This is a genomic window from Mycolicibacterium sp. P4_G11 (genome assembly GCF_056555145.1).
On sequence record NZ_JBFUJW010000006.1, the window covers coordinates 276,881 to 291,220 of the forward strand.

General features: G+C 67.6%; 12 protein-coding genes. 7 read left to right on the plus strand and 5 right to left on the minus strand.

Features of this window, described 5'->3' with window-relative positions; translation table 11 throughout:
- Position 1 precedes the first annotated feature (1 nt).
- The 3 genes from AC1U2B_RS15625 to AC1U2B_RS15635 are packed head-to-tail and all read right to left on the minus strand — an operon-like array spanning position 2 to position 5,809.
- A complete protein-coding gene (locus AC1U2B_RS15625; RefSeq protein ID WP_480217473.1) occupies positions 2-613 on the minus strand; it encodes a DUF7158 domain-containing protein in 612 nt (203 codons plus the stop codon).
- Positions 610-4,806 (minus strand): glycoside hydrolase family 38 N-terminal domain-containing protein, encoded by a 4,197-nt coding sequence (locus AC1U2B_RS15630; RefSeq protein WP_480217751.1) that lies wholly within the window; start codon positions 4,804-4,806, stop codon positions 610-612. The genes AC1U2B_RS15625 and AC1U2B_RS15630 overlap by 4 nt, the downstream gene beginning before the upstream one ends.
- A gap of 43 nt (positions 4,807-4,849) precedes the next feature.
- Positions 4,850-5,809 carry a helix-turn-helix transcriptional regulator gene (locus tag AC1U2B_RS15635; protein WP_480217474.1) on the minus strand — a complete coding sequence of 320 codons (960 nt, stop codon included), beginning with the start codon at positions 5,807-5,809 and terminating at the stop codon, positions 4,850-4,852.
- 61 nt (positions 5,810-5,870) lie between these two features.
- On the opposite strand from AC1U2B_RS15635, the gene AC1U2B_RS15640 reads away from it, so the two are divergent.
- Together AC1U2B_RS15640 and AC1U2B_RS15645 are read left to right on the plus strand one after the other, a co-directional pair.
- Positions 5,871-6,386, plus strand: a complete 516-nt coding sequence (locus AC1U2B_RS15640) for a DinB family protein (protein WP_480217475.1) — start codon at positions 5,871-5,873, stop codon at positions 6,384-6,386.
- A gap of 2 nt (positions 6,387-6,388) precedes the next feature.
- The gene (locus AC1U2B_RS15645; RefSeq protein WP_480217476.1) at positions 6,389-6,988 is read left to right on the plus strand and encodes a DinB family protein; all 600 of its coding nucleotides are present in this window, start codon (positions 6,389-6,391) and stop codon (positions 6,986-6,988) included.
- Between the two features lie 49 nt (positions 6,989-7,037).
- Here AC1U2B_RS15645 and AC1U2B_RS15650 read toward each other — a convergent pair whose 3' ends face one another.
- Entirely contained in the window at positions 7,038-7,640 is a 603-nt protein-coding gene (locus AC1U2B_RS15650) for a TetR/AcrR family transcriptional regulator (protein ID WP_043401625.1), read from the minus strand.
- Between the two features lie 74 nt (positions 7,641-7,714).
- Between AC1U2B_RS15650 and AC1U2B_RS15655 the strand changes: the two genes are divergently transcribed.
- The 4 genes from AC1U2B_RS15655 to AC1U2B_RS15670 all read left to right on the plus strand — a co-directional run bounded on the left by AC1U2B_RS15655 (position 7,715) and on the right by AC1U2B_RS15670 (position 12,273).
- Complete coding sequence (locus AC1U2B_RS15655) at positions 7,715-8,713, plus strand: oxygenase MpaB family protein (protein WP_480217477.1); 999 nt, start codon at positions 7,715-7,717, stop codon at positions 8,711-8,713.
- Between the two features lie 73 nt (positions 8,714-8,786).
- Positions 8,787-10,151 carry an ABC1 kinase family protein gene (locus AC1U2B_RS15660; protein ID WP_260937315.1) on the plus strand — a complete coding sequence of 455 codons (1,365 nt, stop codon included), beginning with the start codon at positions 8,787-8,789 and terminating at the stop codon, positions 10,149-10,151.
- A gap of 87 nt (positions 10,152-10,238) precedes the next feature.
- The gene (locus AC1U2B_RS15665; RefSeq protein WP_480217478.1) at positions 10,239-11,165 is read left to right on the plus strand and encodes an alpha/beta fold hydrolase; all 927 of its coding nucleotides are present in this window, start codon (positions 10,239-10,241) and stop codon (positions 11,163-11,165) included.
- 211 nt (positions 11,166-11,376) lie between these two features.
- Complete coding sequence (locus AC1U2B_RS15670) at positions 11,377-12,273, plus strand: cyclopropane mycolic acid synthase family methyltransferase (RefSeq protein ID WP_418004963.1); 897 nt, start codon at positions 11,377-11,379, stop codon at positions 12,271-12,273.
- Positions 12,274-12,340: 67 nt separating this feature from the next.
- Here AC1U2B_RS15670 and AC1U2B_RS15675 read toward each other — a convergent pair whose 3' ends face one another.
- On the minus strand, positions 12,341-13,981 hold the full coding sequence (locus tag AC1U2B_RS15675; RefSeq protein ID WP_480217479.1) for a cellulase family glycosylhydrolase: 1,641 nt from the start codon (positions 13,979-13,981) through the stop codon (positions 12,341-12,343).
- On the opposite strand from AC1U2B_RS15675, the gene AC1U2B_RS15680 reads away from it, so the two are divergent.
- A complete protein-coding gene (locus AC1U2B_RS15680) occupies positions 13,980-14,222 on the plus strand; it encodes a hypothetical protein (protein ID WP_480217480.1) in 243 nt (80 codons plus the stop codon). The two genes, AC1U2B_RS15675 and AC1U2B_RS15680, sit on opposite strands and share 2 nt — an antisense overlap.
- The last annotated feature ends 118 nt before the right edge of the window (positions 14,223-14,340 follow it).

The following is a 14,340-nucleotide window of genomic DNA, read 5'->3' on the forward strand; positions in this document are numbered from 1 at the left end:
CTCAATGCCGGTGCACATGGTCGGGCTGGCGTGGGTCGCCGGGGTGTTCATATCCAGGTGCCAGGCGCACCGACTCGGCCCGGCGGGCGTCGAGCCAATGCCGGAAGGCGCGTCGGCGCGCCGACCCCAGCAGATGTGCGGTGATCTGCGGCCGCACCTGATCCAGTGGCGGGGCTGCGGTCGGCGCGGTGGACCAGCCGCCGAGACCAGGGACGGGCGGGGCGAACCGCAGGGGGTTGCGGGCGTGGTAGCGCTCGACCTCGTCGCCCGCGAGCCGGACGTCGGCGGTCACGCGGACGAACAGCGCCCGCGCCAGCGGCTGTTCGAGGGCCGCCGCGGCGACGCTGCCGAGCTCCATCCTGGCGGCGGCGTCGGGCAGCAGATCTGCTTCGGTAGGTGCGTCGCGGTCGTCGACACCGAGTTCGCCGGCTGCCACGCGCACCAGCTCGTCGGTGACCAGCAACTGGGCCAGCCAGCGCCGCAGCTGGCGGCCTTCACTGGTCCCGGGCACCGGCAGCGACGGCGCCAATGCGCTTGCCCGCAAACGTGATTCACGGTCGTCGAGGTCGCTCACCGGAATGGCCCGCCCGGCGACGGTGGCGACGTGGCTCATCGGACCCGCACCGATACCGCCGGGGTGTAGAGCACCCGCCCGGCGGCCGCGATCCGGATCAGTGCCCACCACTGCCCCGGTCCGACCCACAGCGGCGGCGCCACATCGAAGTCCAGCGCGACGGTGCCGCCGGCTGGGACGTCTGCGCCGAGCACGCCCGGCCCCAGCCATTCCCAGGTGCCCCAAGGGCTGATCAAGTGTGCTTCCAGGCTCAGCGGTGCGCCGGCGGCAGAGCCGACGGTGACGCTCAGGTCCGCGTGTCCACCCGCGACGACGTCGACCGGTTCGGGCTCGGCGACCAGAGTGAGCAGCCGTGCGTCAACGGGTTCGCCGACGGTGACGACACAGACGTCCTCCACCGTCTGGCGCCAGGCAGCCGGAATCTGGGTGTGCTTGGCGCCACCGGTGACCGCGAGTTCGACCCGTACCGGGTACCGGCCGACGGGGACCGCGACCGGAAGTTCCAGTTGCACTTCGGTTTCCAGGTAACCACCCGGAGGCAGCACGAAGGGCAGCTCGTCCGGGGTGGCCGACCAGCCGTCGGGGCACAGCACTCGCACCCGGCCGTGCAGCGCGGCGTCGGTGCAGTCGCTGGCGGCGGTCACGCGCAAATGCACGGGCGCACCCGGTTCGCCGGGTGTTTCAGTGGGGTGCACGTGGGCCACTGCCGGCAAACCGCCCAGCGGGGCCGGGCCGCGGTTGTGCAGCCAGTACCGGGCGTAAACCGGTTGGGCGACTTCGGCATCCGGCGCCAAGGTGGCGTGGTCGCCATTGAGCACATGGGGCAGCTCGAGCCGTGCCCGCACGGTGGCGATCTCGAAACCGTGCAGCCGCAGGTCTTCCCCGTCGCCGGCCACGGGTTGTTCGAGGAGGTCCAGCCGTGCCACGTCCTCGAGGTGCCGGATTCCCGAGGTGATGCTGACCTCGGTCGGCCTTCCCGAGGTCTGCACCAGGCGCAGGGTGATGCCCGATCTCGGGTCGACGGGTGCGCTGCTGCCGGTGGCGATCGGGTTGCCGGTGGCCTTCAGCGCGGCGAGCGTCACGTCGGACGCGGGTTCGACGCCCAACAGTGAACCGGTGCTGGGCAATCCGCCGGCTACGGCCGGATGGTCGGTGTGCACCGCGAGCAACGGCTCGGAGTACTCGGCGCTGCGGCCCGCAATGCCCGCGGCGCGCCAGTCACCGTCACCGGCCGCGACGGCGTAGTCGAAAGTGTGGGTCCAGTGCTGGAGCTGGAAATTCGAGCCATCGGGTGCGGTCCGGCGGGGCGGGTCGATCCAGGTGCCCGACGGCCAGCCGGTGCACGACCGCATCAACGAGGTGTGCAGGACGCCGTCCGGTTCGACGGCGAAACCCGGTACGCCCCGGTTCAATACGGCCACGGTCCGGGCGTCGAAGGGCCCGATGCCGGCCGCGGCGTCCTGCTCGACCGTGATCTCGGCGGCGGCGAGGGCGGCGATGAGGTCCTCGGTGGCGCCGGGTCCGGCGACGATCAGCACCGGCAGCGCCCGCACCCCCGTCAGGTCGGCGCCGGGAATCCAGCGCTGCACGAGGTCGGCGTCGGCGGGCACCCAGAGCCGGACGTTGCCGGCGGCGAGACGGCGCCGCAGTTCCGCGCCGTAGCACGGGTCGGCTGCCGCCAATACCGCTGCGGTGAAACGGTTCTCGTCGGGCCCGCCGAGCGCGATGCGGGCGTCGGGCAGGTTGGAGTCGACGGCGAGGTCGCCGTAGCGCGGTTTGTCGGCGCTGCTGCAGGTGGCCGTCACCCCGGCCCGGACCAAGGCGACCATCAGCTCCCGGGTCGGTGTCTGCGGGTCGGCGGCGTTCGGCACCACGACCTCGGCGACCGACACCGCCCGCACGTGTACATCGTGCGCGTCGCGTACCCGGACCTGCACCGCCGACGACAGTCCGAACCACCCGTAGGCGGGGTTGTCCAAGGTGTAGGGGTGGTCCGCGGTGTCGACAGCCTCGTGCGAATTCCGTTGGTGCAGTAGCCCGAAGCCGCGCCCAATCACCGCGTCGCCGACCTCACTGACCGGCATCGCGCCCGGCACCGGGCAGGGCCAGCGCAGCCGCAGCAGCTTGTCGGCGCCGGTGAATTCGTCGATCACGGTGCGACAGTCGACGCGGTCAACGCCGTGCCACAGGGTGATGGTCTGGGTGTAGCGCAGCACGTCGCCGATCCGGCCGGTGACCACCAACCGCTCCCCCAGCGCGCTGCGATAAGCCTGCACCGAATCGGCAGGGCGTTCGGCCGAGCCCACCACCGGCCCCTTGGGCAGCAGATGCCAGGGCCCTTCGTGTTCGGTGGGGTGCGCGGAATGTTCGTCGTAGACCGCGATCTCGTTGCCGACCTGGCCCGTGCCGATCAGTTCGACGCCCTCGCGGAACAGCGAAGACACCGCCCCACCGCGGCCGGGATCGACGGTGCAGCCGTAGCGGTCGTTGCTGATGGTGGTACCGGACGTGGGTTCCCACGAGGCCGGTTTCCGCACCGATCGCAGCGTGTCTCCGCCGAGCGTGTATCCCCGCCAGCCGAGGGACGGCACGTCGCGGGCCAGCCAGGTGACGGTGTGGCCGTCGTCTTCGATCAGGACCGGGACCGGCGTGCCGTCCGCGTCGAAGACCGAGCCTGCCAACGGTTCGTCGAGGTGCACGGTGACGATGTCGGTTCGGCTGTGCGCCAATGGGTTCCACACCACGATGTCGCCGTCGACGGCGCGCGACAGCAGCGCCACCGCGTTGTCGCGCGCGGTCCGGCCGAGTTCCCAGGCGTCGCGCCAGCCGGTGAGCAGATCGAGGTACACCTGGTCGGATTCCGATCCGGTGATGGCGTCGTGGTGTGCGCCGTAGGCCAGCTGAACCCACGCTTTGGCCAGAGCCGCTTGTGGGTAGGTGGCGCCGGTGAGCAATCCGGCGAACACCGCGAACCGTTCAGCTGCCAGCACGACGTTCTCGGCGGCGCGGTTGGCCTGTTTGGTGTCGATGTACGACACATCTTTGCCCGTGTAGATCGGGTTCATGTCGCGGGTCTGCGGCGACGGCTGGGTGCCATCGGCCGCGAGTTCGTCACGCACCGCGGCGAAGAACTCCCGCGGCAGCGCACACACGAAGCGGGGCCAGGTGTAGCGGGCGGCCCAGTCGCGGTGAATCTCGGTCACCCACTTGTTCGGCGGGGTGTAGTCGGTACCGACCGGCAGGAGCACATTGCGGGTCAGCGCAACCTTTTTCAGTTTGGTGAACGTCTCGTAGGTGGCGTTCTCGGCCTCCTGCAACGACGCCGACGAATCCATCCACCACCCGGCGGCGTAGTGCGCCGGCATGTAGTGGGTCAGCAGCCCACGGCCCGACGGTGCGATCCAGTCGAATTCGCTGGCGAACTGCATGCGCTCGGGATCGCCGTCACGGTGCATCGGCCCCCACTGGTGATGTGGGCCGCGGGCCCACGAACTGGAGGTCAGCCCGGCGTCGGCCGCCATCCCCGGGAACTGCGGATCGTGACCGAACACGTCCAATTGCCAGGCCGTCGCCGGATCGGCGCCCATGACGTCGCGCTGAAAACCGATGCCGTGCACGAAGTTCCGGATCGCGGTCTCGGGACTGGTCAGGTTGGTGTTCGGCTCGTTGTAGGTGCCGCCCATGATCTCGACCCGGCCCTCGGCCAGCAACGCACGCAGCTGGGCGCGTTGCTCCGGATGGGTGTCCCAGTAGGGTTTGAGGTAGTCGACCTCGGCCAGCACGAACTTGTATTCCGGTTCCCGCCTTGCCATTTCGAGGTGTGCGGTGACGAGCTCGAAGCCGTTGGTCTGCCGGCACCGGCCGGGCGGGTCCTCGGTCCAGACGCTGGTGTACGCGGCCTGGGTGTTCCACCACACCGGGTCGTAGTGGAAGTGGCTGATCATGTGCATGGTCCAGCCGGGCTCGGCGACGACGAACTCGAACGCGGTCCGCGCGCCGTCGATCTCCAGATGCGCGGGCCGGAGCTGACCCGGCTGCCCGTCCTGCACCACCACCGGAATCTCCACCGCGCCGTCACCCGGCTGCGCCACGGCCTGGCCGGTCACGCCGTCCCCGACGACCCTGACCTCGGTGGGCTGTGCGCATCCGGTGTAGTCCACCCGCACGATCTGCCACGGCTCATCGGCCGGGCCGACGAACAACTCGGTGGAAACTACCGCCGTCACCTGCAGGGGTCGTCCCGTCGACACCCCTGCACCATACGGTCAATCCCCTTCAGCCGGGCGGCATTGCGGCACGCAGCCGGTCGGCGACCGCGCGCGTCGCGGCAACCACCTCGGGCGGCTCGAGCACCTCGAACCGGTAGCCCGGCATCGCCAGATGCAGCACGATGCGCTCCGGGTCGTCGCCCCCGGCGGTCACGATGCAGCGGTCCGGCCCGTCCGCCTCGATCTGCGCCGAGGACGCGGAAAACACCTGTGCCAGTTGATTTTCCGAAGCCTCGAAGCGCACCCGCGCGACGTAGCGGTACGGCGACGCCGTGATGGCCCGGCGCACGTAGTCGGCCGCGTCGGGCGCCGGGCGCGGGGCGAACGTCGTACCCGCGGCCCTGACGTCGACCATCCGGTCCAGCCGCAGCGTGCGCCAGTCCGCCTTGTCGCGGTCGTAGGCCAGCAGGTACCAGCGGCGTCCGGTGGTGACAAGTTGATAGGGCTCCAGCCGCCGCTCGGTGCTGTTGCCGCGGATATCGGTGTAGCCGAGCCTGATGTGTTCGTGATCCCGGCAGGCGCGGGCCAGCGTCATCAGGTCGTCGGGCGATACCGCTTCCACCGAGCTGCCGCCGGTCAACGTCACCGTCGCGTCGTGCACCGCGGACACCTGCGACCGGAGCCGGGACGGCATCACCTGGTCGAGTTTGGACAGTGCCCGCAGCGCCGACTCACCGACGCCCGCAACGCTGCCACCGGCCGCCAGCCGCAGACATACCGCCATCGCGACGGCCTCGTCGGGATCGAGCAGTAGCGGAGGCAACGCGGCACCGGCACCCAGCTGATAGCCGCCGTCGCGCCCCTTACTGGCGTGCACTGGATAACCGAGGTCGCGCAGCCGCTCGATATCGCGCCGGACGCTGCGCCCCGTGACACCGAGCCGATCCGCCAGCTCCTGCCCGGTCCACACCCGGCGCGCCTGCAACAGGCCGAGCAGTTGGAGGACCCGGCTCGTCGTTTCGGACATGACAACACTCTGCCGCACTCATAGGACAGAAACAGTCCTAATTGGATGTCAGGCTTTCCTCGTGACCGAAGAACTGGCCGACCAACTCGACTGGCACTGGCAACACCAACTACGCCCCCGTCTCGAGGGACTGACCGACGACGAATACTTCTGGCAGCCGGTCCCCGGCTGCTGGACCCTCCACCCCGACGGGTCCATCGACTTCAGCTATCCCCCACCGCAACCCGAGCCATTCACCACCATCGCCTGGCGATTGGCGCACGTCATCGTCGGCGTCCTGGCCATGCGGAACCATTCGCATTTCGGCGGGCCGCCGGCCGACTACCAGTCGTGGCCCTACGCCCTCGATGCGCACACCGCGCTGGAGCAGCTCGACGCCGCCTACGCGAACTGGATCGCCGGGGTCCGCGGGCTCGACGACGCCGCACTGGCCCAGCCGTGCGGGCCGGCAGAAGGCCCCTACGCTGACTTCTCAATGGCCACCCTGGTGCTGCACATCAATCGCGAAGTCATTCACCACGGAGCGGAAATCGCCTGCATCCGTGACCTTTACATCCACACCGAGAAAGAGAACTGAGCATGCCCGGACTGCCCGCACCCGCCGCCGACGAACGCCAGACCCTGATCAATTTCATCGCATTCCAGCAGGATGCCTTCGCGGCCGTCGCCTACGGACTCACCGAAGAGCAGGCCCGCTCCACCCCGTCGGTCAGTGCGCTGTCGGTCGGCGGCCTGATCAAGCACGTCACCGCCATGCAAGCCGGCTGGGTCGAGCGGGCGGTGGCCGCCCCCGACTTTCCGCCGCCGGACCCGCGGCCGATGGCGGAAATCATGGCCGAGTACGCCGACCAGTACGTCGTGGGCGACGACGAAACCCTCGACGACTTGCTGGCCGCATTGCGCGAGCAGAACACGGCGACCTTGAAGGCGTTCGCCGAGCTCGATCTCGGCACTCTGGTGCCGGTCCCGCATGAGGTGCCGTGGTTCCCGGCCGATATCGACCACTGGACGGTGCGCTGGGTCGGGATGCACATCATCGAAGAGCTGTCCCGGCACGCCGGCCACGCCGACATCATCCGCGAGTCCATCGACCGCGCCACCATGTACGAACTGCTGGCCGCGGCAGAGGAATGGCCGGAGACGGATTACCTCAAGCGCTGGCGACCCGTCGCCCAGTAACTCGAGATCGACGAAATGGCTGCTCCCGCTCACCGGGGCAGCCATTTCGTCACTCTCGGGGCAGCACCAACGTCAGGGCCGCGTCGACCACCACATCCAGGTCCGTGCCCAGCGAACCGGACAGCCACTGCTGGGCCAGTTCGGCCATCGCGCCGGTGTACATGGCCGCACCGACGCGCGCGGCGACGGGATCCGAGCCGGGATGCAGTCGGCCGCCCTCGGCCAGGACGGCATCGAGCAGCAGGTCCTGAGTGACGGCCCGGCGCGCGGCCAGCACGGGGTTGGCGCGTGCTTCGGTGAACAGCACCCGTCCGCGTCGCGGATCGGCGGAACCGAAGCCCAGTACCGCGGCGGTACCGGCGCGGGTCCGCTCCCGCACCGAGTCGCCGGCGACGGTGATCGCCGCGTCGACCACCGTGGCCAGCTCGATGCTCACCTTGTCGTAGACGGCGCCCAGCAGGTCGTCGATGCCGTCGAAACTCTCGTAGAAGTACCGGGTGTTGAGCCCGCACTCGCGGCACACCGAACGGACCGACAAGGCCGTCTCGCCGCCGGAGCCGAACAATTCGAATGCGGCGTCGACCAGGAGGCCGCGCCGCTCGGCGCGGCGGTCGTCGAGCGGAATCCCCGCCCACCTGGTCGGTGTCGACATCCCTACAGCCTAGGTCTGGTCACACCCGTCACCAAATACTATTCTGGTTACGACCGTGACCAGAAGGGGTTGACGTGTACCTGCCGCACCAGTTCATCGAGCACCAGCTTCAGCACCGCTTCGACGAGACCATCCGGCGGAACTATTTCCGCGGCATGGACTTCTCGGGCCCGGCCGGCGACCCGGGCTGGTTCGGCCCCGGCAGCGCCGTCTGGCATGTGCACTCACACACCGAGGCCCTGGTCTTCGGCCTGCAGTGCGCCGCGTTCATCGAGCGCCTCGACCCGTCGATCTACTGGATGGGCATGCACCACTCTCGCCTGGTCCAGCGCGACGAGAACGGAGTCGCCAGCCCGGTGATCGATCCGAAGGGCGCGGCCGTCCGCCTGGGTCATTCCATCGCGTTCTTCATCGGCACCGCGTATGGCAGCACCGAGACCGCCGAGAACCTGGCCCGGACCGTGCGCGCCATGCACCACACCATCAAGGGCGTCCGGCCTGATGGCGCCGCCTACGACGCCGACGACCCGGACTGGCTGCGCTGGAACTACGCGACGGTCGTCTGGGGCCTGGCCACAGCGCACGAGCTCTACCATCCAAACCCGTTGCGCGGCAAGAAGCTCGACCGCTACTACGGCGAGTTCGTCCGGGTCGGTCACGCCCTCGGCGGCACCGATCTGCCGACGACGAAGGCCGAGACCCTGGACTGCCTGCAGTCCTACCTCCCGAAGCTGGCGCTGACCTACGGCGCGGCCATGGCCACCGGCCCGAACCTGCCGATGCCGCAGAGCGCGGTCGACTGGGCGGTCCGCGACACCATGCCCAAATGGGCCAAGCAGCTGCTCGGGCACACCGACCCGAACCCCATCGAGCGCACCGCCCGCCGCGCCGTGGTGTGGTCGATCATCAACGGCCTGCACACCGCCGCCGGACCGTTCCCCGAATTCCGGCAGGCCAAGGCCCGGGTCAAAGGCGGCATCGATCCGGAGCTGGCTCCGCACACCGTCCCGACGTACGTGCCCGGCAGCGACCCGGCCCGCAGCCGCGCCGATATCGAGAGCGTCTTCGTCTGACCCGAGCACCGCCGAAGGAGTGATGCAGGGCACACCTTTTTGGCGGTACCCGCGGTTTTGAGACACTTCAACAATGAGTTCAACGCGGAAGACCCCCCACCGCGAGGGTGCCCGGCTGGACCGGGTGCCGTTGCCCGTCGAAGCCGCCCGCATCGGGGCCACCGGCTGGCAGCTCGCACGGACCGGCGTACGCATCGTCGGCGGTGCCTTCTCCAAGGGCAGCCTGCAGCACAAGGTGCTCAAACAAGTCCCGAAAACGTTCTCCGACCTGGGGCCGACGTACGTCAAGCTGGGCCAGATCATCGCGTCGAGCCCCGGCGCCTTCGGTGAGCCCCTGAGCCGCGAGTTCCGCAGTCTGCTGGACCGGGTCCCGCCCGCCGACAAGGACCAGGTCCACAAGCTGCTGCGCGAAGAACTCGGCGGCGATCCCGCCGACCTCTTCGCCAGCTTCGACGACGAGCCCTTCGCCTCCGCCTCCATCGCCCAGGTGCACTACGCCACGCTGCACTCCGGCGAAGAGGTCGTGGTCAAGATTCAGCGCCCCGGCATCCGCCGACGGGTGGCCGCCGACCTGCAGATCCTCAAGCGCGGCGCGCAGGTCGCCGAGATGGCCAAGCTGGGCCAGCGGCTGTCCGCGCAGGACGTGGTCGCCGATTTCGCCGACAACCTCGCCGAGGAACTCGACTTCCGGCTCGAGGCGCAGTCGATGGACGCCTGGGTGGCACACATGCACTCCTCGCCGCTGGGACAGAACATCCGGGTGGCCCAGGTCTACTGGGATCTGACCAGCGAGCGCGTGCTGACCATGGAGCGCGTCGAGGGCATCCGCATCGACGATGCCGCCGCCATCCGCAAGGCCGGGTTCGACGGCGAGGAGCTGGTCAAGGCGCTGGTGTTCAGCGTCTTCGAGGGTGGCCTCAAGCACGGCCTGTTCCACGGCGACCTGCACGCCGGCAACCTGCACGTCGACAAGGACGGCAAGATCGTCTTCTTCGACTTCGGGATCATGGGTCGCATCGACCCGCGGACCCGGTGGCTGCTGCGCGAGTTGGTGTACGCGCTGCTGGTCTCGAAGGATCACGCGGCGGCCGGCCGGATCGTGGTGATGATGGGCGCCGTGGGCACGGTCAAACCGGAGGGCCAGGCGGCCAAGGACCTGGAGGCCTTCACCACGCCGCTCACCATGACTTCGCTGGGCGACCTGTCCTACGCCGAGATCGGCAAGCAGCTCTCCACCCTCGCGGACGCGTATGACGTGAAGCTGCCCCGCGAGCTGGTGCTGATCGGTAAACAGTTCCTCTACGTCGAGCGGTACATGAAGCTGCTGGCGCCGAGGTGGCAGATGATGAGCGACCCCCAGCTGAAGGGTTACTTCGCCAACTTCATGGTGGACATCAGCCGCGACCACAAGAACGCCAACGGGAAATCCGAGGAGTAGGCCGGAGGCCGAATCCGACCAGACAAATCCGAGGAGTAGGCCGCAAGCCGAATCCCACCACGAACGCCGACTGAGATACGAGTAGCCATGCAGCCTGAACGAGACACCACCGCCGAGGTCCGGACCGGCTTCGCCCGCTCGGGTGACCTGGACATCGCCTACGAGGACATGGGCAATCCGGATGATCCGGCGGTCCTGCTCATCATGGGCCTCGGGGCACAGCTGCTGTTGTGGCGCAAAGGCTTCTGCGACAAGCTCGTCGAGAAGGGCTACCGGGTGATCCGGTTCGACAACCGCGATGTGGGCCTATCCACCAAGATCGAGGGCAAGCACTCCGGTTCCGGGCTGCTGCCGCGGATGCTCCGGTCGTACGCCGGCCTGCGTAGCGATGCGGTCTACACGTTGGAGGACATGGCCGACGACGCCGCCGCGCTGCTGGACCACCTGAAGATCGAGCAGGCGCACATCGTCGGCGGGTCGATGGGCGGCATGATCGCGCAGGTGTTCGCGGCGCGCTACCAGCACCGGACCAAGACGCTCGGCGTCATCTTCTCCAGCAACAACCAGCCGCTGCTGCCGCCGCCCGGCCCGAAGCAACTCAAGGCCATCACGACCCGGCCGCAGGACACCTCACGCGCGGGCGTCATCGCCAACGCGGTCAACGTCGGCCGCATCATCGGTAGCCCTGGCTATCCGACGCCGCTCGACCAGGCCGAGGCCGACGCCGCCGAGAGCTACGACCGCTCGTACTACCCCGTCGGCGTCGCCCGGCACTTCGGGGCCATCCTGGGCAGCGGCAGCCTGCGGCGCTACAACGCGTTGATCACCGCACCGACGGTCGTCATCCACGGTCGAGCCGATAAACTGATGAGGCCGAGCGGTGGCCGCGCAGTAGCCAAGGCCATCCGACGCGCCCGGTTGGTGTTGTTCGACGGCATGGGTCATGACCTGCCCGCGCCTCTCTGGGACAAGATCGCCGGCGAATTGGTCACGACGTTTGCCGAAGTTCGTTAGACATCTCGGTCCGGTCACAGACCCCGCCACGCAGGGGGAATGAACATGGCACACGACATATCGGGGGCTACGTTTGCTGTTGAAGCTGACCGTGACGACGCGTCACACCAACGTCAAGGAACCGGTTGGCAGCCAGGTATTGTGCGGTCACAATTGTGATTTAGTGACCGGCATCACCAGCGAGTGAGGAAGGTCAAGTTAGGTGTTAGAGATGATTCAGGATTCGACTGGGGCCAAGGACATGCGGCCGCATTTCGAGGACATCCAGGCCCATTACGACCTGTCTGACGATTTCTTCGGGTTGTTCCAAGACGACACCCGCAAGTACAGCTGCGCCTACTTCACCGGACCGACCGTCACGATGGAAGAGGCCCAGCTCGCCAATGTCGATCAGCACCTCGAACAGCTGGATCTCAAGCCCGGCATGACGCTGCTGGAGATCGGCTGCGGTTGGGGCCTGACCATGCAGCGCGCCATGGAGAAGTACGACGTCAACGTCATCGGCCTGACGCTGAGCAAGAACCAGCAGGCGTTCTGCACGGAACTGCTGAGCAGCACCGAGTCGGACCGCACGCACCGGGTGCTGCTGAAGGGCTGGGAAGAGTTCCACGAGCCGGTGGACCGCATCGTGTCCATCGAGGCGTTCGAGCACTTCGGTTTCGAGCGCTACGACGACTTCTTCAAGAACTGCTACGAGATCATGCCCGCCGACGGCCGGATGACCATCCAGAGCAGCGTGAGCTACCACCCGTTCGACATGTCTGCCCGCGGTAAAAAGGTGACGTTCGAGATGGCCCGGTTCATCAAGTTCATGGCGACCGACATCTTCCCCGGCGGCCGGCTGCCCAGCACGCAGATGATGATCGATCACGGCGAGAAGGCCGGTTTCAACGTCCCGGAGCCGGTGTCGCTGCGCAACCACTACATCAAGACGCTCGGCGTCTGGGCTGCCAACCTGGAGCACCACAAGGAACAGGCCATCGCGATCTCGGGTCAGGTGAACTACGACCGGTACATGAAGTATCTGACCGGTTGCCAGTACTACTTCCTCGATGAGGTCCTCGACGTCAGCCTGGTCACCTACACCAAGACCAAGGAAGCCGCGTAACACCAGTCGGCTTTCGTCAGTAGCGCCCCCSGCCKGAGGCCGGGGGCGCTACTGCGTTTCCGGCGGGTCAGTGGTCGGACGCCGACGAGGTCGAGCTCGAACTCGTGTCACTGTGACGGTGCGAACGCTTGTCGACGACCACCGGCGTCGTGCCGGACGTCTCATCGGCCGACGTGTCGGACGTGGCCGCCGTGCCGTGCGCGCCCTTCAGGTGCGACGTCGATCCGTCGCCCTTGCGGGACTTGGACTTGTCCCGCGACTTGCCCGACGAGTCGGCTGTCGCACCGGCATCCGGATCAGACACCTTGTCGGTGGACGACGCCGTCGTGCTCGCGGGCGTCGTCGAACTGGTCGACCCACTGCCACCGGTGGTCGACTTCGCCCGCTTCTTCACCGTGGTTGCCTTCAGCGCCGCCCCCGCCGACGCCCCTGTGGACGCGGTCCCGGTCGAGGCCTCCGCGGTGGTGGTGACGGCGGTGGTCTGCACCGCGGCCGCCTTCGCCGCCAACGGGCTGGCCGTCGGCAGGGTTCCGCTCAGCTTGGCACTGACCGCGGCAGCCCAGGCGTTGATGGCCTTCCCCAGCTGCTGGAACTCGCCCTGAATCGCCAGGCCGATCGACTTCAGCAGGCTCGCGAGGGACTGGGCGATCGCGGTGACGCCCGAGACGACGCCGCCGACGGTCGAGCCGACGCCACCGGCCACGCCACTGGCGTACTGCTTGATCGCCTGCTCGATCACGGCGACGGCCAGCTTCGGCGTCCAGTCGGCGTTGTAGATGCCGTAGCCGTCGGCACCGGCGACGCCGTCCTGCGCCGTGTAGATGAACACCGGACCGGCGTAGGCCAGGGTCTGCCAGGTGTCGATGAGGTTCTTGATCAGGTCGGCCTGGGTCTGCTCGCTCACATCGGTGGTCGAGGCGCCGAACTCGCTGATCCAGATCTTGAGGTTGCCCTCGCCGTACTGTTGCAGCAGCTGGTAGATCGAATTCAGTTGAGTCAGTGGAGAATTCGCGACACCGGCACCCGACGAGAAAGGTAGCGATTCCTGGTACGGGTGGAATGACAGCGCGTCGAAGTAGCCGGCGGCGCCGGCGGCCAGCATCTGCTTGACGAACGTCACCGGGTCCAGCGTGACGCTGCCGAAGCTGATGACGCTGCCGAGCGCGCCGGCCACCACGGTGGCGGTGGGGTCGACCGCCTTGATCGCCGGGTAGGCCGCCTTGAGCAGCGCCGCGTAGGCGGTGGCGTCGATCGGGTCCGAAGACAGCACGTAGTTCGGCTCGTTCCAGATCTCGTACGCCGAGATGGTCGAGCCGTAGCGCTTGGCCACCTGGGTCACGAACGAGGCATAGTCAGCGGGGGTCGGCGTACCGGCTCCGGTGATCGCGGTGGACGAACCCTCCCACGTCGGCGTGCTGGCGATCTCCGCCATGACGCCCATGTTCCGCGCCGCGGCGGCCTGCATGACCATGTCCATATAGGACCAGTTGTAGGTGCCCTGCGTGGGCTCGACAAAAATCCACGGGACGAAGACCCGGATGTCCTGGACCCCGATCGACTGCAGGGTGTCGAGTGTCTGGTCGATCTGAGCCTGGGTCTGGCCGTACAGCCCCGAGTCGGCGATCCCGATGGTCGACGGCGCGGACACGATCTCCGCGGTGTTCTCGATCTGTGCCGTCGTCAGATTCGACGACACAGTCGACGGCATGGCGTACGCACAAACCATCGCCAGCGGAAGTATTGCGATAACGCCACGAAACATGCAGGCACGGAGTGATCCGCGCAGCGACGAGTACATGCGAGCCTCCTTACTCAAGCTCGACCACCCAGCGAATTATTACGAGGCCGTCGATGAATGGCGCAGACATTACCGCGAATTGTCTTCAAGAATCGACCGAACCGATACAAAAATAAACATACCTATGGTCAACAACCAGCTAGAACGCTGACAGCTGCTCACAGCCTGCTGATAGACTCCTTACAGAGGATTCCAATAATCGGACCTGACTGCATTACATAGCACACGTAATTACCCGATTCAGCAAATACGAATTACCGTTGCCAAAC

What these genes read in the sequence shown, in the direction of transcription:
- AC1U2B_RS15635 (WP_480217474.1), bottom strand. Translation starts at nt 5,809, where the DNA reads ATGTCCGAAACGACGAGCCGGGTCCTCCAACTGCTCGGCCTGTTGCAG.
- AC1U2B_RS15650 (WP_043401625.1), bottom strand. Translation starts at nt 7,640, where the DNA reads ATGTCGACACCGACCAGGTGGGCGGGGATTCCGCTCGACGACCGCCGC.
- AC1U2B_RS15680 (WP_480217480.1), top strand. Translation starts at nt 13,980, where the DNA reads ATGGCGTACGCACAAACCATCGCCAGCGGAAGTATTGCGATAACGCCA.
- AC1U2B_RS15665 (WP_480217478.1), top strand. Translation starts at nt 10,239, where the DNA reads ATGCAGCCTGAACGAGACACCACCGCCGAGGTCCGGACCGGCTTCGCC.
- AC1U2B_RS15675 (WP_480217479.1), bottom strand. Translation starts at nt 13,981, where the DNA reads ATGCCGTCGACTGTGTCGTCGAATCTGACGACGGCACAGATCGAGAAC.
- AC1U2B_RS15625 (WP_480217473.1), bottom strand. Translation starts at nt 613, where the DNA reads ATGAGCCACGTCGCCACCGTCGCCGGGCGGGCCATTCCGGTGAGCGAC.
- AC1U2B_RS15670 (WP_418004963.1), top strand. Translation starts at nt 11,377, where the DNA reads ATGATTCAGGATTCGACTGGGGCCAAGGACATGCGGCCGCATTTCGAG.
- AC1U2B_RS15645 (WP_480217476.1), top strand. Translation starts at nt 6,389, where the DNA reads ATGCCCGGACTGCCCGCACCCGCCGCCGACGAACGCCAGACCCTGATC.
- AC1U2B_RS15660 (WP_260937315.1), top strand. Translation starts at nt 8,787, where the DNA reads ATGAGTTCAACGCGGAAGACCCCCCACCGCGAGGGTGCCCGGCTGGAC.